This window comes from Snodgrassella sp. M0110 (genome assembly GCF_016101465.1).
Classification (GTDB): domain Bacteria; phylum Pseudomonadota; class Gammaproteobacteria; order Burkholderiales; family Neisseriaceae; genus Snodgrassella; species Snodgrassella alvi.
This window is the reverse complement of the sequence record NZ_JACFQM010000009.1, coordinates 53,698-74,490: the sequence shown is the minus strand read 5'-3', so window position 1 is coordinate 74,490 and position 20,793 is coordinate 53,698. Positions and strand designations below refer to the sequence as shown.

General features: G+C 43.8%; 16 protein-coding genes. 3 read left to right on the top strand and 13 right to left on the bottom strand.

What is annotated here, in order from left to right:
* The 13 genes from H3T84_RS10280 to tssH form a co-directional block, all read right to left on the bottom strand.
* Nucleotides 1-241 (bottom strand): hypothetical protein (locus H3T84_RS10280; RefSeq protein WP_198219030.1); only part of this gene is annotated, 241 nt, incomplete at its 3' end.
* A gap of 111 nt (nucleotides 242-352) precedes the next feature.
* Nucleotides 353-781 carry a DUF1795 domain-containing protein gene (locus H3T84_RS10275; protein WP_084562845.1) on the bottom strand — a complete coding sequence of 143 codons (429 nt, stop codon included), beginning with the start codon at nucleotides 779-781 and terminating at the stop codon, nucleotides 353-355.
* 16 nt (nucleotides 782-797) lie between these two features.
* Entirely contained in the window at nucleotides 798-3,125 is a 2,328-nt protein-coding gene (locus H3T84_RS10270; RefSeq protein WP_198219029.1) for a type VI secretion system Vgr family protein, read from the bottom strand.
* Between the two features lie 945 nt (nucleotides 3,126-4,070).
* Nucleotides 4,071-4,811, bottom strand: a complete 741-nt coding sequence (gene tagF / locus H3T84_RS10265) for a type VI secretion system-associated protein TagF (RefSeq protein WP_174832628.1) — start codon at nucleotides 4,809-4,811, stop codon at nucleotides 4,071-4,073.
* Nucleotides 4,808-8,737 (bottom strand): type VI secretion system membrane subunit TssM, encoded by a 3,930-nt coding sequence (gene tssM / locus H3T84_RS10260; RefSeq protein ID WP_198219028.1) that lies wholly within the window; start codon nucleotides 8,735-8,737, stop codon nucleotides 4,808-4,810. Before tssM ends, tagF begins: the two co-directional genes overlap by 4 nt.
* A gap of 14 nt (nucleotides 8,738-8,751) precedes the next feature.
* Nucleotides 8,752-9,204, bottom strand: coding sequence for a hypothetical protein (locus H3T84_RS10255; protein WP_144353302.1), 453 nt, complete (start codon nucleotides 9,202-9,204; stop codon nucleotides 8,752-8,754).
* A 212-nt stretch (nucleotides 9,205-9,416) separates the two neighbouring features.
* Nucleotides 9,417-10,766 (bottom strand): type VI secretion system protein TssL, long form, encoded by a 1,350-nt coding sequence (gene tssL / locus H3T84_RS10250; protein ID WP_084562835.1) that lies wholly within the window; start codon nucleotides 10,764-10,766, stop codon nucleotides 9,417-9,419.
* Nucleotides 10,763-12,109, bottom strand: a complete 1,347-nt coding sequence (gene tssK / locus H3T84_RS10245; RefSeq protein ID WP_025329761.1) for a type VI secretion system baseplate subunit TssK — start codon at nucleotides 12,107-12,109, stop codon at nucleotides 10,763-10,765. The genes tssL and tssK overlap by 4 nt, the downstream gene beginning before the upstream one ends.
* 19 nt (nucleotides 12,110-12,128) lie before the next feature.
* Nucleotides 12,129-12,665, bottom strand: a complete 537-nt coding sequence (tssJ, locus tag H3T84_RS10240) for a type VI secretion system lipoprotein TssJ (RefSeq protein WP_025329760.1) — start codon at nucleotides 12,663-12,665, stop codon at nucleotides 12,129-12,131.
* A gap of 72 nt (nucleotides 12,666-12,737) precedes the next feature.
* The gene (locus tag H3T84_RS10235) at nucleotides 12,738-13,226 is read right to left on the bottom strand and encodes an Hcp family type VI secretion system effector (protein WP_025329759.1); all 489 of its coding nucleotides are present in this window, start codon (nucleotides 13,224-13,226) and stop codon (nucleotides 12,738-12,740) included.
* A gap of 103 nt (nucleotides 13,227-13,329) precedes the next feature.
* Entirely contained in the window at nucleotides 13,330-14,838 is a 1,509-nt protein-coding gene (gene tssC, locus H3T84_RS10230) for a type VI secretion system contractile sheath large subunit (protein ID WP_025329758.1), read from the bottom strand.
* A 43-nt stretch (nucleotides 14,839-14,881) separates the two neighbouring features.
* Nucleotides 14,882-15,433 (bottom strand): type VI secretion system contractile sheath small subunit, encoded by a 552-nt coding sequence (tssB, locus tag H3T84_RS10225; protein WP_174832623.1) that lies wholly within the window; start codon nucleotides 15,431-15,433, stop codon nucleotides 14,882-14,884.
* Nucleotides 15,434-15,489: 56 nt separating this feature from the next.
* Nucleotides 15,490-18,159 carry a type VI secretion system ATPase TssH gene (gene tssH / locus H3T84_RS10220; RefSeq protein WP_174832621.1) on the bottom strand — a complete coding sequence of 890 codons (2,670 nt, stop codon included), beginning with the start codon at nucleotides 18,157-18,159 and terminating at the stop codon, nucleotides 15,490-15,492.
* A gap of 340 nt (nucleotides 18,160-18,499) precedes the next feature.
* On the opposite strand from tssH, the gene tagK reads away from it, so the two are divergent.
* The 3 genes from tagK to tssE are packed head-to-tail and all read left to right on the top strand — an operon-like array spanning nucleotide 18,500 to nucleotide 20,790.
* Nucleotides 18,500-19,468, top strand: a complete 969-nt coding sequence (tagK, locus tag H3T84_RS10215) for a type VI secretion system-associated protein TagK (protein WP_198219027.1) — start codon at nucleotides 18,500-18,502, stop codon at nucleotides 19,466-19,468.
* Nucleotides 19,449-20,291 (top strand): type VI secretion system accessory protein TagJ, encoded by an 843-nt coding sequence (locus tag H3T84_RS10210; protein WP_174832618.1) that lies wholly within the window; start codon nucleotides 19,449-19,451, stop codon nucleotides 20,289-20,291. The genes tagK and H3T84_RS10210 overlap by 20 nt, the downstream gene beginning before the upstream one ends.
* Nucleotides 20,284-20,790, top strand: coding sequence for a type VI secretion system baseplate subunit TssE (gene tssE, locus H3T84_RS10205; protein WP_025329753.1), 507 nt, complete (start codon nucleotides 20,284-20,286; stop codon nucleotides 20,788-20,790). Before H3T84_RS10210 ends, tssE begins: the two co-directional genes overlap by 8 nt.
* Nucleotides 20,791-20,793: the final 3 nt, after the last annotated feature.

Below are 20,793 nucleotides of genomic sequence, written 5' to 3'. Positions count from 1 at the left end.
ATACGATGGTTCCTACAACACAGGCTGATGTACTGGCAGTTCCTAATACTGCACCTAATGCCAATGCTGCTGCGCCACCGGTTGTAGTAAACAAGCCTATTGCTACTGCTGCAGCGGCAATGCATGCAGTCGCTATAGCCGCATAACAGGCTATTTCAACCGCAGCGCCTGCAATGTCAGCCAGTAATGAAGTATGTAAAAGGATGTCTCCCTCACGAGCTGCCCAGTATGCTTCCCCCATTTGATAATCTCTCTACCAATCAAGCTCAAATTTCAGCGTTTGTTTATTATTGGCTAATGTAAAAACTTTGCTTTATTAAATTCAGTTTTTTCAGATAATTTATTTAAATCATCAGGTGTTAAATTCAAAGTTTTGTTTTATTATCTGCCATTGTGCTGCCTCTTCTTCACCGAGGCTGGTATTTTTTACATAACTCATGGCAAACATGGTACGAGTGCCCGGAATAAGGCATACCAGCTGATACTGATAAACTCTTTCGTTCCCTTTGATAAACTGGTTGCGTAATTCAAACGCTTCAATATCCTGATTTTTTCCGAAAACAGTTTTGGTTTTCTGCTGGAATTTTAATCCTTTTACTGAGCTTTCCAAACGCTTTAACTGATCATCAAGACTGGACTCAAGGGTTTCATCCTCACCCAGTTCGCTTCTGCTCATAACCAGTGATGTACCAAGATCTTTAAATTTAAGAATATTTAAAGTTATATCTTTTAAATCATTACTAGGAATTTCTATTTTGGTGTCGTTTGTTTTATATAGCATATAACTGTCCTTTTAATTATTTAGACGGAAAGGATTTGGCAACTGCATTATCAATTGCTTCTTTACTACCAGGCCCCTCTGCCGCAGCTGCACCATCTTCCATATTTAAATCCAGCACTCCTCCCTTAGTATTGATTTGTCCGTTGTCGCTGGCAGTAATATTGAACTTAACACAGGTAACATTAAATTGTCCGTTTGCATGAAGTTCGAGTATAGTTTGCCCACAGCATAATCGTATTAACTCACCGGCTTCTATTACATAATTATTACCGACACTTGTAGATTTATTTCCGCCGACCAGTACAGCATCATTAGCTTTCACGGCTCTTGTACAGTTATTACCAATTTTAGTATCACGATCATTGGCTACTTTAATCGTTTCATTATGATCGATTGTTTTAGAACGATCATTTCCTATCCAATGGCTTTCATCATTATTCACTTCTATGCGCTGATCTTTTTCTGCGTGCAGCCAGAGTTCTTCCTGACCGGGCTTATCTTCAAAGCGCAATGCATTTGCATTTGCCGGTCCGCCACCGATAGAGTGACTGAACATACCGCTTTGCGTTTTACTACCTGGTAATCCCCATGGCGGCATGGTGTCGGCATTGTAAACACGGCCAGTGATAATGGGTAAATCGGGATCTCCGTTTTTAAAATCTACAATTACTTCCTGTCCGATACGCGGAATCTGAATACCACCAAAACCTTTCCCTGCCCATGGCTGGCTGACGCGGATCCAGCAGGAACTGTTTTCATCCCACTGGCCATAACGATCCCAGAGAAATTGTACTTTTACCCGGCCATATTTATCTGTCCAGATTTCTTCACCTGCAGGACCGGTAATAATGGCACTTTGCGGACCATGGGTATGTGGCTTTTTAATGGTACGCTGCGGACGAAAAACTTCGCTGGTAGGCAAGAGCTCAAAGCTGGTACCGTATACAAATTCCTGACCCTGACTACTGTGTTCACCGTTATCCTGGATCATAAAGGAAGAATCTATAATCAGATATTCACGGTTGGCCTCTACTGTCGGGCAGTTTTCAAGATTAAAAGTACAGCCGGTAACCAGAGTACGTATGGTACCGCTGCCATAAACTCGGCTGCCCAGAGATTTTTGTGCTTCCATGCGTACTTTGGTGAGAAATTCACCTTCACTTTTATCAAAATAATCACCCGGCCATTCATAATGTTCATAATCGGGATGACCAGTTTCGCGAGGCTTGGCAACTATGCTGGTTAGTTTGGCTTTGGGCTTTTTGAAATCAAAATCGTCCAGTACCCATTTGCCAGTTCGCAGTGACTCTTTAGCTGCAATGGTGTCAATAAATTCTTTATCCAGCTTCAGCCCCTGTTGATGGAAACTGACTGACGGGGAACCCGGACAAGGTTTATGCGAACCTATAGCATCAACTAGCACGAGCTTATGACTACCCTCGCTATGCTCAAAGAAATAATAGATGCCGAATTCCTGCATTAAACGCTGCAGGAAATCATAATCGGTTTCACCGTACTGAACCTGAAAATTGCGTTTAGGATATGTTTCCGTGAGACGTTTTTCCATTTCAAACGGATATTCTCCTAATACTTCATCAAGAATATCGACAACGCTTTTATCCTGAAAGATTTTGTAATCACTGGTACGAGTAGCCAATTCCAGCCATGGTTCCAGACGCAATTCATATACAACTCCCCGGCCCTGATGACCAACCACCCGGGCAGCTGTAACCAAACCACTGATATAACGCTTATCTCCGCCTTCAAGTTCAATTGCAACAGTAAGGTCTTTACCAACCATTGGTTTTAACGGAAGGTTGGAACTGGGTGCAAAATAACCAATATTCAGTTTATCAGGGGTTTTCAGCTGAATAGTGTAGCTAAAGAGTTCACTCAGGGTTTCCTGCCCGCACATACTGGTAAAAGTGAGCATTCCCTCCGGTACAGCGGCACCACTGACGGTAACTGTTCGTGTTCCTGCACCACTGAGTGCACCGGTAATCGCATCTGTAATATCCTGAGCATCAGTTGGCATATTATCAAGCATGTTCTTCAATGGAGCGGCCGCACCGCCGGCTGCAGCCTGAGCAGCTTTCATAAGTGCAGACGGATCTGCCACATTTCCTATTGCATCAATAGTATCTTTTGCCGTACTGACAATATTTTGTACCTGACTGATTGCTGCATTGGCTTTATCCGCCAATTGCCCGGCAAGCTGTTCTGTACCGGCCTGAACCAGCTCTCCGACATCTGGCGTTGCACTCTGTCCGCCAACAAAACCCGGTGTCTGTAAAGATGAATTTCCCGGAAGATTCAGTTTATCCGGATCTGCTTTAAAGCTCATAATCTTTCCCCATCGTTATTGTGCTGTATGCAGTTATACTGACCGCACTGGCGTATGTTTCAGTATTGGTTACTCTATTAGCAGACAGATAATCCTGTCCGATATAATAATGCTGCACAACCTCTGCACAGTTTCTGGCCTGATTAATAAAAATTGCTTCTTATTTACTACTAAGGTATCAACCAATAATCAAAAACAATATTAATTAATTTTCTGAAATAATCTTTCTTTAGTCATTACAGAAAATTATGAATGTTTTTAAAAGTTCATGCTTAAAATATTCTTAATAGAAAAACTACTCTGTAAAATGTTTCTACATTAAAAATATCAAATGGGTTGCTCCGGTTAAATAAGTGCGCATAGCTACGTTCCAAACAAAGTTGATTAACATTTTCAGATCAAATCTGGTGCCAAATTGACCATACAAGAATAAAAGCAATCTTCAACACAGATAATAAAAAATCAGATTCCTTTTGCTCTTAACTTAATAAAACATTATTATATATAATTTTTACAAAATTATATGCATACTTTTTAAAATAAAATAATCAGAATGAATTGCAGCCTGTTGTCCCATATTTATATGCAGACAGAAATACTTCACAATTCTAATGTATACGCATACTTTGTCTTCCAAATAAAAGAAATTCTTAATTTAACAGACATTTCCATTTAGTATTGCCAATATATAAATCATTTCATGCATAAACCTAAGAATATTATTGCTACTTTCAGCAATATAAAAATATTATTAAACATTACTTTTCTGGAAAATATACCTCACTATTTGGTGTAACAGCGGTATCTTCATACTAATACGGCTGATAATTACTCATATGAGTCTTTACTGAAGTTATAGTGATTGCTGTGTTTTAAATAACTTTATCGTCATTGCAATTTCTCCCTGTGTCAGTAAACGGAATTTTGCTGATTTAGCTGCCAACTTCATTCCTTCCAAAGCGCTGAACCCAGACATCTGGCATCTAAAAACTCACCCTTTTCATTCTGCTGCCAGAACCACCCTTCTGTAGGTGACTGCTGCCATACAAGCTCCGGCCAGTTGGCCCATGGTAAAGAGCGTACTCCCTGTAATCTGTCATTACTTATATGCTGATGACCGGTTAACTCACGACAGACAGTCTGATTACCGATCTGTGCCCGGGCAAACCAGCCGCCCCATTTCGGGCTATGCAGTTCCCATAGTCTATCCAGCTGTCCGGCAAGATCTTTTTTGTTATTTCCTCCCGGTGTTACGTAGCCGGCAACCAGTTGTGCCAGCCAGTAGAGCCAGCCCAATGGTGCATCCAGATAGCGTTGCAGCCAATGCTGGTTAACTGTCTGATAAATCACTAGCGGATAGGACCGGCCTATACTGTCTGCGGACGGACTTACTACGCCGATTAGCCAGTTCCGTCCCGAAAACGGTAAAACACCCGGCGCCAGCACAAAACTCCATGGTAAGGCATGGAATGTGATGCCGGTCTGCCCGAAATCAGGAGTCAGACGCAACCATGCCCGTTTATCCTCTTCAGAAGACGTTTGTTTAGTATGCAACCATTCCTGTTTGTTCAGCCATACACTCCAATCCTCAACTTCATGACTACGCACCTGATAACGCACATAATCACCGCGGTCTGGTAATTTACCCCATATTGCAGGTGATGAAACGCGCGGAATACCTATCATGGTGTGACTCCTCCCTGGGGACAGGTAAATCCATGCAATGGGTTGTTGACATTTTGCAAATTGAAATCAACACTGGAAGTTACTTCGAGCACAACACGACGTCCGTCAAATCTAAATTCTACTAAATGACGACTGTCACTCATGCTGCTGATGACACGGCCTTGATTAAGAAGACGAAATAATGCCCAGGGACCGTTGGTAATGATGGTTGAGCTATCCTGACGAATACGCGGATTGGCAGTGATTTCAGCCATTGATCCATTACGCGGACCAGGCCAGTTAATATGAAGCGGCCGTACCGGTCCATGCATATAGCGCTGAGACTGTCCGTCAATATCAATGATCAGATCGGTGATAGTAGGATCGAGTTCAACCACTTTAATATCCATAGACCATGACATTTTACGTGCACCCGGCTCCTGAAAAAAAGCTTCGCGGATACGTTTAGCCTGCTGGAATGGCTCCAGATTTGGTCCGGGTAGTGGTGTGGAATTACCTTCAGTTTGTTTATAACGCCATGGATTTGTGGTTATGTCTACCTGTGAAGCCAGTTGCTTGTTGAAAAAATCATCCAGCAAACCCCCACTGGCAAATACACGGTTAAAGTCGTCGGCACTCACTTCCTGATTACTGGCCACAAAGGGATAACGACCATCAATTACATTACGACAGTTACCACCTATCATGGCTTCCATTTGCCGGCTAAGAACTTCTCCGGAAGCAAGGTTGAGTTTACGCGCGCCTTGTGTAGTCAGATCAAGCAAAATATTTTTCAGAGGCGCCGGCATTTTAGCCGCTTCCAGTCGTATTTTTTCGGCGGCATCAATTTTCGGAGGTAATGTATTGGCTGCCAGTGCATTGTCCGCTATCATCAATTGATTGTAATACTCATTGAGCAGGCTGAGCACGGTATCCAGTTTTTGCGGACGGCTGCCGGCACTATTATTCTGAATGTCAGCCACTCCGGTGACTACTTCACGTAAAGCTGCAAAACGGCTATCAACCAGTGTCTTTTCCAGTTGTTCATTGGGCTGTACATTTTTCAATAATTTAGCTGTCTGCACTGCCTCGCGTGCATTACCTGACAATCGTTGTTCTGCCCGCTCAGCCAGAATTTTCTGATTGGATTTAATGTCTATAGGTGGTACTAAGGTTGTCTGCTCAACAACTGCTTTGGACAAACGCATCAATGGCGAATCTGGCGCTGCAAATGTACGCAGGGTTTGCAAATCAAAAGCTAGGCTGGTGCTGTTGTCCGCACCAGTACTGTTCACGCTATGAATATCTTCAAGAAAAGTCTGCCAGCGTGAGGTGTATTCCGTCAAGTAAAGGCGTCGTACTTCTTTAATTAAAGGATCTTCATCTCCGTTAACCCTCCGTGCCAGCTGTTGCGCACGCTCAGCAGTTTTTTTTTGAGAAGCAGTTGTCTCTCTTCCCATAACCCATTCATCATCTGCATAGGCGGCTGCGACAAATTCAGAGATACGTTTATCAAATAATTCACGATATCCCTGAACAGTAAAAAGCCCCGGAATGCCCTGATCCAGAGGAGTGCCGCTGGCACGAATAAAAACAGTACCCGCATCAGCACCAACAGCCCGGACAATAGTAAAATCCTCCGGAGCCTCATCAGTCATGGTAACTTTGGCCCGATCATAGATACGTTCAGTGCTGGAACTACCCTCCAGCAGTTCCCGCGCGCTGCGAATCAACGCGTCGTTTTTGGCAAATGGAGAATGTACTACACGGCTGCCATCAAATAATGCACCCAGATGTTCGTAAATACTGGCACTACCGCCAAACACAGCAGCAGTGTCGTTTTGTTCCCATTTCTTCAGTACCCATGCCTGAATTTCATTAGCATTAAATTTATCCTGATGTTCAGTATCCAAATTCAGTAACAGATAGACACGCAAGGCATCATAGGTTTCTTTAGCATCTTTCTGTACAATTGCATTAGATAATGTACTTTCCACACCACGGACAATAGGTGGCAGTAATAATTGATCAAGCAGTTGATCATAAGTGGCTGCAGCACTCTTAATAACCGGAGGCACGCTATACAAACCATAACGGTAACTGGTTGGCGGTTTATCCGGATCAAGCCCAGGATAAGCAGCCAGTTCCCGGGCTGAATTCAATATATCCGGTACAGCTTCAGCAGTTGGTTTTCGCGCATAGGCACGAACTTTTTCCGCCAGTACTGTCGTTTTAGAACTGATTGCAGACAGGTAGCTAGTATTTTTACCATAACTGGTATACATACCCTGAACCAGCCAAAGAAAAATAATCAGTACTAGTGTATGCCCGGCAAAACGCATCACCCGGTAACGCATTTCCCATTGCAGGTTCGGCTGCACCAGATTAGGTTCCTGAAATACCAGTTTAGTCAGTAAATCATGCAGAAAATAGCTCCGACTGCCGGTAGGTGTTACTGTATTAGCGTAAAGGCTATTTTTTTCTGTGAGTGCCGGATCACGTTTTATAGCACGCCATAAACGTTGTAATGGTGATTGACGATCGGCATTAGCATTGGCTGGTGCCTGTGCGGCACTTGTGAAGTAAACACCACGGAGCGTATTGTGTAGCTGGGTAGAATCAAATTTAGAATCAAGAAATACGCGCTCAATAATATCCAGTAATGGTTCAGACAGTGCTGCAAATTCCTGAGGCAGCGCATAAAGATTACAGCGCCGCTGCACATCATATTCTTCCTGCAAACGGTTATCTATGCCCTGATCCAGACGTTTTGCCAGCAGTTTCAGCTCATTTTCACAGCTCGGACGTAACTGATCACGACTGTTTTTCTGCTGTTTCTGATCGTACGGAAGCGTAAAGCCCCATATCTGAGCACGGCCTTCTGTCGTCAGTGAATTGAAGTAATCGGTAAACCCTGGCAGCAAATCCATTTTGGTAACCATAAGATATACCGGAAAACGAATGCCAAGCTCTGTGCGCAGCTCCGCCAACCGTGCTCTTAATGCCGCTGCCGCTGTAATACGTTCGGCCTCGGTTTTACCCGCCAGATCAGCTGCATTGATGGTTAGTAACACACCATTAATAGGTGCACGCGGCCGATATTTACGTAATAAACCAAGAAAGCCGCGCCACTCTCCGGCATTACGGGACGCATTTTCTGCTGAATCTCCGTCATCCTGGCGAACGTACCGGCCAGCAGTATCAATTAATACTGCTTCATTGGTAAACCACCAGTCGCAATGCAGGGTTCCTCCTTTGCCGGGAATAGCGATTGCTTCCGCCGACTGCCCCATTTGTTCTGCTAAAGGAAATTGCAGACCTGCGTTAAGCAATGCAGTGGTCTTACCGTCACCCGGTGCGCCAATAATCATATACCATGGCAATTCATACAGATAACGTTTACCTTCGAAAAGACGGCGAAAACCGATTCCCGGTTTACCAATTCTCATCTGTTTTAACTGCTCAATGGCACGGGTAACAATACTGGTAACAGCCCGCTGATCCTCGCGCGATTCTGCAACAGCAGATTTTTCTTTACGCGGACGAAGAATTTTTTGCAGTAATTGTTCGTCTACCCGCAATGCCTGCCAGAGACGGTATAAACCATAAAGGGCATAACAGAACAAGACAAGACCGATCAGCACAGCACGAACCCAGGCCGGAGCAAAAGGATGAGTCTTACCATATGCCAGCTGTGGTGCGGCTTGCCAGATTAATACACATATTGCTGCAACCCAGATAATTGAAAGTGACCAGTTCTTAAACCAGAGAAACAATAATCCAAACAGAAGCAGAATTGTGATCACGCGCATAGGTATGGATGCAAACGGATGAAATTCTCCAAATGCTAACAATGGCCCGACAAACCATATGACCAGTGCCAAAATGATAATACCGAGAATCGCCAGCATGCGACGTGAAAAAAGAAAATCTAGAATTTTTTGCATGTTATTTGCTTTTGCTATCTATTTTGCTGGATATTTAATAAAGTTTCCCGAGGATATAACCCCTCTGTAGGGAATTTTTCTATAACTGCTATCGCACTGCTATTTCCTGCATTTTCAGTAAATACGATTAGCAACCGATGACCTATTTGAACTATGGAAAACGGTATTAGTATTTTGCTATGCTGGAAATAACGTTTTTTTCCCAGCTGTCGTAAAGCTTGCACTGCCGTTGCTTCATCCGGATAGATGAGTTCTAGAAGAGCCAGCTGAATTGGCGTAACGGTACTGTCTACAGACCTAGTATGTAGGTTAATACCATCCACTTTGGTTAGCAATTTCTCCATCCGCAGATCTAGATTACGACTGACAATAGTATGTATCTGTTCAGCAGGAATTCGCTGCACAGATACCTGTACAGAAAGTTGCTGCTTAATGAATTCAATAAAAGCACGTTCATCAGCATTCATATCTGATGCCAAACAAATAAAACTACTTAAGCCCAGCGAAATGCATAAAAAATGTTTCAATATATTATTCAACATTTTCATCATCACACCTTTTCATGGGATAAGCCAAAGTCTTCTGCTCTCCAATCGGACTTGCACCAACAAAAATTTTGACACGCCTCATAATTGATACCTTAATGCCATACACAGCGATATCAGAATTTATCACTATTTCATTCCGTTACAACAATATCTACACGGCGATTTTTTGCTCTGCCTTGCGCTGTATTGTTGTCGTCTACCGGCGCGGTGTCACCTAAACCAATAATTTTCAACCGTGATGCAGCCACACCTTTCTCTGTTAACAAGGAAGCGACTTCAGCAGCCCTTTTTTCAGATAAAACCTGGTTAGAGGGAAATTCAGCAGTATGAATAGGCTGGTTATCGGTATGTCCTGTTACCATAACTGTACCGGATACTTTGTTTATTTCACTGGCAACCTTATCCAGTACAGGCATTATCTTTGGATTAACCGTTTTTTTACCCGGCACAAACATAAAATCTCCAAGGAAAGTCACCTGGCTTTGCTGGGCATTTTCATTAACACTAACGACCCCGCGCTCAATTTCATCTTTCAATAATGATTTGAGACGCAACACACCGGTAGTGGTAACAGCCGGCGGAGGTACAGCTTTACCTATAGCCGCAATCCGTTGCTGCAATTTTGTATCAGTACCAACAATCTGAAATTTGAACCAAACAAAAATAACCAGTAAAAAACAGGTAAAAAATGCTGCACTTGCCCAAACTGGTATCCAGTGCAGCCGGCGGAGTCTGCCTGCAGCGTCAGCCAGCCAGTGCGGCGACAAATCCCGGGCAACCGGATCTCGTCCGCTGCTGATAATGGATAGCAATTGCTGACGGATCAGGTCAAGTTGTTTCCGGCCATCCGGCCGTACACTGTACCGGCCTTCAAAGCCTAAGCTCAGGATTCGGTAAATTACTTCAAGTACATCACCATATTCCTGAGGATTAGGTGAAAGACGACCGATAAGTAAAAATATTTTCTCGCCGCCATAGCTCTCGTTATGAAAAACAATCAGCAGACTTTTCCGTGCCCATGCGCCGCCACCACCCCAGGAGGTTTTGTTTGCAGCCTCATCCAGTGCTGTACACAAACAATAACGTACTGCCAGTACATGTTCACGGCGCAAATTTGCCTGATCACACAATGTTTGATAAATATGAACTTCGCGTATAAGCAATTCGCGCAAGCTCTCAATACCATTATCATAAGAATCAAGTTGTGTTGGCATGTTTGCCAGTGTCAGCAATAATGGCTGTGCGGCTTCAAGCAATGGATTATCAGCAGCTTCAATATCTGCCAGTCGTTGTTTACTGTCCGGACCGGCATCAATATTAGCCATGATTTTCTTTGTATGCTGATCACTAAACCACGGTGCTTCGCTATGCTGATCAAACTCATATCCGTTTTGCTTCGATAATGATTCTGAAGCAGAGGATGCAATTGTTTGTTGCCCCGTGGTACCTGAATCACCGAGAATACTATCGAATTCATTCATTGATCACGTACTCCCCAAAGTTCAATCAGCAAGCCTGGAAAGTCACCGGCAATATGCATGGCCAATCCGCCATAATGTGCGATGTGCTCCCATAACGGACCTTCACGCAATAATTCAAAATAGACATATCCTGCATTAAACGGAATCTGACGGGGTGGTACCGGCAGTGCCTGTAATACCATGCCCGGTAAGTGAGAACGAATTAATTCCGGTAAACGATCGGAAGGTCCGATTTTAGTTTGAGCAGAAAACTGATGAACAAGTATATCCGGCGGTATCTGCGCTTTAACAGCCAGTACCATTGAACCAAAGCCTCGCAGTTCGGTTGGTTCTACTACAGCATTCTTGACGCCATAAGCCGCATCTTCCAAACGAATATGCTGTGCACTGCGAATTAAAACGGCATTGAGTAAATGCTGTACATCATCTACAACAGGTTTCAGACAATAATAAGGTGCTTCATGCAGATAAGGCGGATGTTCTACCGGACGCCGGGTATGGGGCCGGACAAATGTGGACAATTCACCAGCCATACTAAGTAACTGTCGATAAATAAACTCTGGCGATGTTGCCCCTACTTTGAGTATATGAAAGAGCAATGGTTCATATCGGTTCAGAATTTGTAATAGTAAATAATCTGATACTTCTGCTGCTTCCGCACCTTTACCATGACCGCCAGTGAGCCTTTCTGCCAGAGAATCAGCACGCAGATGTGTCAGATCATGAATCTGTGATAACCAGGTCTGTAATAAAGTATTGGCTGTATACTGAGTCACCGGCGGAATGACAGTACTGTCAATCTCTACGCCACCGTCTGAACGCAATGTGCTTATCCGTGCTATCGGCAGACCAATCCATGCATCCGTCAGTGCTTTTTTAGGCATTAACCGTAAGCGCAAATTACTTAATTGTACAGTTTTTGCACCCAGTCCGATTGAATTGGCATCCCGGACATCGCTTTCAAATACTGCATAACGGGCCAATGATTCAGGATTATCTTCAAAACTGGTTTCTTCTCCGTTTGGCGTACGAATCGGCAAAGCCAGATAAATAATCTGATCAAGATGTTCCGGCTGAATTGTCAGCGGCGGCGGCAATGGTGTATTTCCAGGTGCTTCAAAGGGTGTGCCGTCCGCAAATACACCGGCAACATCTTTAAGTACCAGTTTTCCCAGATTTAATGCTTCGTGATCGATGTCATAACGGGAGAATCCCCAGAAGAACGGCGACAACGGCGCACTACGACGATGTGCAAAATGTTCCAGATAACGTTCCTGTTGCTGGAAAATCTGCGGCAGCAGAAATTGTCCTTCGCTCCAGACCACTCGGTTGTACCAACTCATTTAGAGAAATTCCTCTGCTTTAATCCAGTTCAGTGACCACAACGGCCCTCTGCCCAATGTTAATATCCAGCTTTACTTTTTTCAGCGGCCACCACTCCCTATACCATCTGGCATACGGAGCTTCAGCAAGGTGGTAAGTTTCACGCCATTGTGATTGAGCCAGTCCGCGATAACCGGCCAGTACGCCGATCACTGTAGTTTCTGGATTTGTTCTGCGGCGAATGGTTTTAACTTCCCCCGGACGCAGAATAAATTCATCACTTACCAGCAGATCACCACCAAGTATTGATTTATCATTATCCTGTAATGAGTAAAAATCTGCTGAAGTAAAAGCGTTATCATTCTTTAATTCGTAAATTCGCACCTGTATAGGTGCAGCGCGACCTTTTTCATCAGGATTGACGTTTTCCGCAGCTTCAATGCGCAAATCAATACTGGTTTGCTCCTTAATCGATGGTCTTGTGCTGGTACAGCCGATAAGACCTGTCAGCAAGGTCATCGACAAGAAAATAAGCACAATGCTCCGATGAAGAAAAGTATTTACATATGTAACCATACGTCGTCCTGTGCAACACACCAAATACCGGCACCAACCAATTCAAACTGGCTGGTACCGGTATACTCAGGTTTAAGCTGCGTCTTTGTTTGCTTTGAAGTCGTAACCTGCAGTAACAGTACCACCGCTGCCACCCTGCTGATTCTGAACAACATATTCCTGCACGATGGAAGTGAATGATAAACTAACGAATTCACGTGGAGCCATTTCACCGTCACGACTACCACTAGGCATTACTCGAGATACAATTAAATCCTTGAAAGTGTATTTCAAATATTCCAGAGGAGTACCACCTGGTTTACGCATTGTCAAAACAGCATTGGCAATGTGTTTACCTGTAGTACAGTACTTGAACAGGTTCGGGCTTGCACGGTCGATGTAGTGTTCAAATTCAAGATCATTTACTGTAACCTTGCCAGAACCCAGACCGCTACCAGTATGCATTGAAGACTCCTGGTGAACTGTCCATGTCCAGTTCAGCACTTCGATTTCATTTTTATGTTTGTCATCTAATGCTTCACCTTCAATACCATCAATTTTTAAAAATATATCATGAGCCATTATTAGCTTCCTTTTTAAAGTTAAAATTACCTACTACATATTCGGGCAATACAATATGGCCATACAATATTGCAATCCGAAATTCATTCTATGATGTTACTGTTTATGCATTTTCTTTTTTCACAGATGGCAGCTTGGTAACCAGACGCAGAGAGCCGGTCAGTCCTTCAAGCTGGAAATGCGGACGCAGGAAGAATTTGGCATCGTAGTATCCCGGATTGCCTTCAACTTCTTCCACTACTACTTCTGCAGCAGCCAGCGGACGGCGCGCTTTAGTTTCCTGTGATGAATTCACCGGATCTGCGTCGACATAATTCATAATCCATTCATTCAGCCAGCGCTGCATATCTTCACGCTCTTTGAATGAACCAATTTTGTCGCGTACGATACATTTCAGAAAATGCGCAAAACGTGAGCACGCAAACAGATAAGGTAAACGTGCAGACAAATTAGCATTGGCTGTAGCGTCCGGATCATAATATTCCTGAGGTTTTTGCAGAGATTGCGCACCTATAAATGCTGCGTAGTCTGTATTCTTGCGATGAATCAGCGGAATAAAACCATTCTTTGATAACTCTGCTTCACGACGGTCAGAAATGGCGATTTCGGTCGGGCACTTCATATCCACACCACCGTCATCAGTCGGGAAAGTATGACATGGCAGATTTTCAACGGTACCACCTGACTCAACGCCGCGAATCATGGTACACCAGCCAAAGTGTTTAAATGAACGGTTAATGTTAACACCCATGGCGTAAGCGGCATTACTCCATACATATTTGCGATGATCTGATCCGTCTGTATCTTCTTCAAAATCAAATTCATCTACCGGATTGGTTTTAATGCCATATGGTAAACGCGCAAGGAAACGAGGCATAGCCAAACCAAGATAACGTGAATCTTCACTGGCACGCAGCGAGTTCCACGGAGCGTATTCCAGATTCTGGGTAACAATTTTGGTTAAATCGCGCGGATTAGCCAATTCCTGCCAGGAATCCATTTGCAGTACAGCTGGTGACGCACCGGCAATAAACGGCATATGTGAAGCAGCTGCTACTTTGGCAACTGAACCAAGCAGATCCACATCCGGTGGTGTGTGATCAAAATAATAATCAGCAATCATACAGCCATAAGGTTCACCACCAAGCTGACCATATTCTTCTTCATAAATCTGTTTGAATAAAGGACTCTGATCCCATGCAATGCCTTTAAAACGTTTCATGCTGCGGCGCAAATCATCTTTAGACAGATTCATGAAACGAATTTTCAAATGTTCATCTACCTCAGTATTGGATACCAGATGAAACAAACCGCGCCATGATGACTCCAGTTTCTGGAAAGATTCATGATGTAGAATCAGATTGATCTGTTCGGAAAGCTTATGATCAATTTCAGCAATAATAGCTTCAATACTTTTATAAGCATCGTCACTGATGGTTACTGAATGAGACAGTGCCTGTTCTGCTAAAGTTTTAACTGCCTGTTCAACAGCTTTGGCTGCCTGATCTGTTTTAGGTTTAAATTCTTTGGTTAGTAAATTGCTGAATTCGGATTGCGCAACCGGGCGTTCTGCCACTGCGACATCGGATTGCTGTTTTGACTGTGTAGCCATAAATACTCCTCAATACTTACAAATAGACTCTGAGCGCGGGTTATTACTTGCTATCCGCAGGTGCAGATGCCCCGGTTTTTTCTTCAGTTGCTGACTGTGGTTTAGGTGCTTTGGCCAGTGCCTGCAACAAACCCGGATCCTGTAGCAGCCGGTTAACTAAATTCTCAGCACCGGATTTGCCATCCATATAGGTTTGCAGGTTAGCCAGCTGAGTACGGGCATCCAGTAATTGTTTCAGAGCATCAACTTTTTGTGCCACGCGTGCCGGTGAGAAATCTTCCATACTCTCAAAAGTGATATCAACCATAAGCTGTCCGTCACCTGATAAGGTATTTGGTACGGCAAATGCCACACGTGGCTGAATGGCTTTCATTCGTTCATCGAAATTATCGATATCAATGGTCAGAAATTTGCGCTCTGCAACTGGTGGCAATTCTTCTGCCGGTTTACCGGACAAGTCTGCCAGCACAGCCATGACAAATGGCAGCTCGATTTTTTTCTCGGAACCGTAAATTTCAACGTCATACTCAATTTGCACCCTTGGCGCACGATTGCGCTGAATAAATTTCTGGGCGCTGTTGTTAAATACCGCCATATTTGCTTCCTTTACTATTATCAAATAATCCCGGTCTTAACCGGCCATTTAGTTTGCTACTTTGTAGACATTTCACCAGCCAACCGTGCCTGAAAAACAATAGGATCTTCACTACGGTTCGGATCAATGCTGATATCAATGCATTCCAGAACATTCTTTTCGGACAACGCCTGCAACCAATAACGCGACAATGCCGGCAGAATATGCTGTTCAATATAGCCAATCAGTAACCGTGCGCCCGTTTCATGCATCGGACAATGTTGAATGATATGGCTGACCAGTGCTTCGTCATAATGTAATGCAATACCGTGCTGTTCCTGCATCCGCTGTACAATACGATCCAGATGCATTCTGGCAATACTGCCCAGCGCTTCATCAGCCAGAGGCAGATAAGGTATAACTGTCAGACGACCTATAAATGCTGCAGGGAAATGTTTGCGCAATTCAGGCATCAGTACTTCTTTCAAAGTACGCCAGTCAGGAGCAAGAGCAGGATCGTCGTAAAGCTGAGAAACCAGATCGGAACCAACGTTGCTAGTTAGCAAGATAACGGTATTTTTAAAGTCAATATTTAACCCTTCGCCATCTTCCATCATGCCTTTATCAAATACCTGATAAAAAATTTCATGAACATCGTGATGTGCTTTTTCTATTTCATCCAGCAATACCACGCTATAAGGCCGACGACGTACCGCTTCTGTCAGAACACCACCTTCGCCATACCCAACATAACCCGGAGGCGCGCCCTTCAGTGTTGATACGGTATGCGCCTCCTGAAATTCACTCATATTGATTGTAATGAGATTCTGTTCACCACCATACATAGCCTCTGCCAGTGCAAGAGCAGTTTCTGTCTTACCTACACCAGAAGGCCCGACCAGCAAAAATACACCAACCGGTTTATTGGGATCAGTTAAACCGCAACGTGATGTCTGTATGCGCTCTCCGATCTGCAACAGTGCCTGGTTTTGCCCGATTACCCGTTGTCCCAGATGTTCGGACAGATTCAGTACTGCCCCTACCTCATCTTTGACCATGCGTCCGACCGGAATGCCGGTCCAGTCGGAAACAATAGCTGCAACCACTGTTTCACTTACTTCCGGAAAAACCAAAGGCATATCGCCCTGATGCTGGCGCAAAACTGATTCAAGCTCTGATAATTCAGACAATGCATCCGCTTCGTCACTATTCTGACAGCGTTCACGTGCTGCAAGAATTTTTTCAACTGCTTCCAGCTCTTCTTTCCAGTGTGCTTCTTCTGTTTTTAAATCTTCAGATAAGGCTGAAATTCTGGCTTCGATCTCGTTCAGATCGCCCGCATAAACACCTATACGCTGCTGTTTGGATAATAATTTATGTTCTGTCTGAGCTGCTTTTAACTGCTGTCTCAGATACTGCACCCTGCTGGGAGGTGTATGCAAAGACAGTGCAACCCGGGCACAGGCTGTATCCAGAAGACTTATTGCCTTGTCCGGTAGCTGCCGGGAAGGAATATAGCGGTGAGACAGCTTAACAGCAGCACGAACTGCATCCTCAAGCACAATAACACCGTGGTGTGCTTCAAATGTTGAAACCAGACCTCGCACCATATCAATGGCTGCAACTTCTTCCGGTTCTGCAACCTGTAAAACCTGAAAACGCCGGGTTAATGCCGGATCCTTTTCAATATGTCGTTTATATTCACTCCAGGTAGTAGCTCCAATCGTGCGTAACGTTCCTCTGGCCAGCGCAGGTTTAAGCAGATTGGCAGCATCTCCGGTTCCTGAAGCACCACCGGCTCCGACTAAAGTATGCACTTCATCGACAAACAGAATCACCGGCTGAGCAGAATTGGTCGCTTCTTCCAGTACGGATTTCAACCGCGACTCAAACTCCCCTTTCATACTGGCACCAGCCAGCAGGGCGCCGACATCCAGAGCCAGCAGGCGTACTTCAGCCAGACTTGGCGGAACCTCTTTTTGCGCAATAGCCAGAGCAAATCCTTCTACCACTGCTGTTTTACCAACACCGGCTTCTCCGGTCAGCAGCGGATTATTCTGCCGGCGACGTAACAGAATATCGATCATCGTGCGTATTTCGTGTTCACGACCAATCACCGGATCTATTTTTCCCTGCTTTGCCTGCTCCGTCAGATCCGCACAGTAACGAGTTAAAGCAGATTGGCCATCCTGACCGGTACTGGTTAATGACTGACTGGCCTCTCCAGGAGAGGCCGGAGTAAAACCAGAATTGTCATAAGCTTGATCCGCAGACTCCGGAGATCCGGCAACAACACCGGGTAAAATATCTGCCAGTCCTTCCTGAGGAATTTTGGCAAATGCAGTAGAAATGCCAACCAGTACACGCCTGAGCTCAGGAGTCATCACCAGAGCAGCAAGTAACCAGGCGCTGCGGATTTTGTTATCATTAAATGTTAATGTGGCATAAACCCAGGCACGTTCAATTGACTGATCAATATAGTGGGAAAAGTCACTTATAGAGCTTGCTCCCGATGGCAACAGTAGCAAACTGCGGGAAATATCCTGTTCAATTTGTGCCAGATCAATGTCAAAATGACGCAACACTCGCATCATATCGCCATCATTTAATTGCATAAGCTGGTGTATCCAATGCACCAGTTCAACATAGGGATTTCCGCGCAGCTTACAAAAAGTCGTAGCTGATTCAATGGAGCGAAAAAGTGTTGTGTTCAGTTTACCAAACAATGCCTGGCGCGAAATATCCATACTGGTTTACCTACTCCCCGATTCAAATTGTTTATGCATGTAAAATCTCTAATAAAAGTTAATCTTCACTACATTATAAATATAATTTAACAAATATTAAATTAATTTAATTTTAATATGTTTATATATAGGATACAAGAATAAATCTTGCTTAACAATTTAAAAGATAAGATAATAAACAGATATATGCATAAAGTGTGTGCATTTTTTTCAAAAAAAAGATTTATTTTTCTTTGCTAAAGATAATATTTTATTACTTCTTATAAAGTTATGAAATAAATGTTAATCAATCCATAATTCAGACAAAGAGGACTTGGCGTGTTATTGTCGGGAAAGCGTTATGAACAGTACGCTGTTATTACGTCTTGACTACCTTCGCGGGATCAAGATTGGTGAAATCTATGAATTGAAAGATTTCGCTTTTTTTATGAAAAATGCGATATATGAGCTCCATGTTGAGGAAGCTCCTGAAAACGAAGATTTGGCGTTATGCTTTCAATATTCAAAGAACGGATGGCAGCTGTTAAACAAGTCTTCAGAAGTACATTGCGCTGTAAACGAAATCACCCTGACATCAAATCACTGGTTTCAACTGCATGATGGCGATACGCTTGAATGGGGATTATCTATCTGGCAAATCAATCCTGAAGAACAAACAGATACAAAACCGGAGTTTGAAACAACCAGTATTATTCCGTCAACTAAAGAAATAATGCCTTTAGAGCTGACTTGGTTTGATCCTCAAAAGCAAAAAGAAAATGCGGAAGAAAATCCTTTTGATCTGATCATACCCAATCTGCCGTATGAATTATTGGAAAGCACGGCATTCAAAGTCAAGGATTCATCTCAGGAAGAATCACCGGCCGAAACTATTTTTCATGAGTTATTACAGGAATATTGTCATGCTCTGGACACACCGCAATTATCCGATAATGACTATGTCTGGCAAAAAAGACTGTTGCAAAACAATATTTCAAGTTCAGTGTCCACCATTAATCTAGCTGATCTGTCTGGCAATACTGATCCGTTAATGACGTTACAGGATATAGTTTCCGGGCCGTTAAATATAGATGATATTTTTAACGGACTGGATAGTCTGAGAGAGGCAGAACTCTTTCACATTGAAGAAATACCAGAAGTCTTACGCCTGTTTGCACCAGGCTGGCAACAACATACCGGTCATACTCATATGCCGCCAGCACTGACCAGAAAAGACCATCATACTGTAAGTGTGGACAGTCATTACCGTATGACTCAATTTTCTAATAATTATCAAAAGGATTCTACCGATGACAATCACCAGCAGTAATCATGATAATCCATCGACGCTACAACAATGGATGGCAGACCGGTCAATCACTACGCTGATTCAGGAAGCTGAACAACAGATCAAAGTCAGCCCGACAGACCCTGCTCAGCGCTGGCTGCTATTTCAGTTATTATGCCTTCTGGGTGACTGGCAGCGAGCATTGAAACAACTGCAGGTTTGCGCGCAAATGCAATCCGGATTTGAACAGGAAGCACATGCTTACAGAGGACTGATTACCTGTGAAATCTATCGGAAAGAATGTTTTGCCGGTCGCAAACGTCCGGGATTTATTCAGCCACCGCCAGCATGGGTGGATCAGTTACTTGACGCAATTGCCCTGAATCAGTCAGGGAATGAAGAAAAAGCTGATGAAATCAGAGAAGGAGCACTGGGATCAAGTAAAGATGCTTCCGGTGTTATTGAACCGGGCGGTGAATTTGCATGGATTGCAGACAGTGACACATGGTTGGGTCCTACTATTGAACTGGTAATGGGTGGTATCTATACATGGCTGCCTTTTGAACAACTAAGTGCTATTTCTTCTGAACAACCTAAAACTATTCTCGATTTACTCTGGAAACCGGCACTGATAACACTGAAAGACGGATCAGAACACCACGCTTTCCTGCTTGCACGCTGCTGCGGATCTGAATCGGCAGGTGAGTCATTAATGTTATGCAGGGAAACAATCTGGCAAGAGCACGGACAAACATCAGTACGTGCCCTGGGACAAAAAACCTGGCAAACAGATCAAAATGATATCGGTATCTTAGAAATGACTTCATGTACATTTGCAGATAATAAAGAAGCAATAAATGGCTGAACAATTTCCTCCACTGCGTCCCAGAGAACACCTGTTACCGACATTATTTGATCGTTTACGCGATGATGCTCCGGGACGCAAAACTGAACTTTCAGATAACTATACTGTCTCTGCCAGCCGGTTACGTGAAATTGTTCAGCGTGATCTGATGCTCCTGCTCAACACCACAAATCTGGAAGATGAAATAGATGTGGGGAAATACCCGCAGGTTGCCTCATCAGTAGTGAATTATGGTGTTCCGCCTATCGCCGGTCAGTATATGCATGAACGCAAATGGGCAGATATTGAAAAAGCTATTCGCCGGGCAATCCTGCGTTTCGAACCCAGGCTGGAGGCATCTTCATTAGGTGTTGCACCACTTATGAAAGATGAAACAAAACTGAACTATAACGTTCTGTTGTTTGAAATACGCGGCCGGATTCTGACTGAACCATATCCGACATCATTCATTGTGCAAAGCGCTTTTGATCTAGAAACCAACAGGATTAGTATCATCTGACAG

Bases quoted from the DNA above. Each gene is read 5' to 3' on its own strand.
- H3T84_RS10275 (WP_084562845.1), bottom strand. From the start codon at position 781: ATGCTATATAAAACAAACGACACCAAAATAGAAATTCCTAGTAATGAT.
- H3T84_RS10270 (WP_198219029.1), bottom strand. From the start codon at position 3,125: ATGAGCTTTAAAGCAGATCCGGATAAACTGAATCTTCCGGGAAATTCA.
- tagF (WP_174832628.1), bottom strand. From the start codon at position 4,811: ATGATAGGTATTCCGCGCGTTTCATCACCTGCAATATGGGGTAAATTA.
- tssM (WP_198219028.1), bottom strand. From the start codon at position 8,737: ATGCAAAAAATTCTAGATTTTCTTTTTTCACGTCGCATGCTGGCGATT.
- H3T84_RS10255 (WP_144353302.1), bottom strand. From the start codon at position 9,204: ATGAATGCTGATGAACGTGCTTTTATTGAATTCATTAAGCAGCAACTT.
- tssL (WP_084562835.1), bottom strand. From the start codon at position 10,766: ATGAATGAATTCGATAGTATTCTCGGTGATTCAGGTACCACGGGGCAA.
- tssK (WP_025329761.1), bottom strand. From the start codon at position 12,109: ATGAGTTGGTACAACCGAGTGGTCTGGAGCGAAGGACAATTTCTGCTG.
- tssJ (WP_025329760.1), bottom strand. From the start codon at position 12,665: ATGGTTACATATGTAAATACTTTTCTTCATCGGAGCATTGTGCTTATT.
- H3T84_RS10235 (WP_025329759.1), bottom strand. From the start codon at position 13,226: ATGGCTCATGATATATTTTTAAAAATTGATGGTATTGAAGGTGAAGCA.
- tssC (WP_025329758.1), bottom strand. From the start codon at position 14,838: ATGGCTACACAGTCAAAACAGCAATCCGATGTCGCAGTGGCAGAACGC.
- tssB (WP_174832623.1), bottom strand. From the start codon at position 15,433: ATGGCGGTATTTAACAACAGCGCCCAGAAATTTATTCAGCGCAATCGT.
- tssH (WP_174832621.1), bottom strand. From the start codon at position 18,159: ATGGATATTTCGCGCCAGGCATTGTTTGGTAAACTGAACACAACACTT.
- tagK (WP_198219027.1), top strand. From the start codon at position 18,500: ATGAACAGTACGCTGTTATTACGTCTTGACTACCTTCGCGGGATCAAG.
- H3T84_RS10210 (WP_174832618.1), top strand. From the start codon at position 19,449: ATGACAATCACCAGCAGTAATCATGATAATCCATCGACGCTACAACAA.
- tssE (WP_025329753.1), top strand. From the start codon at position 20,284: ATGGCTGAACAATTTCCTCCACTGCGTCCCAGAGAACACCTGTTACCG.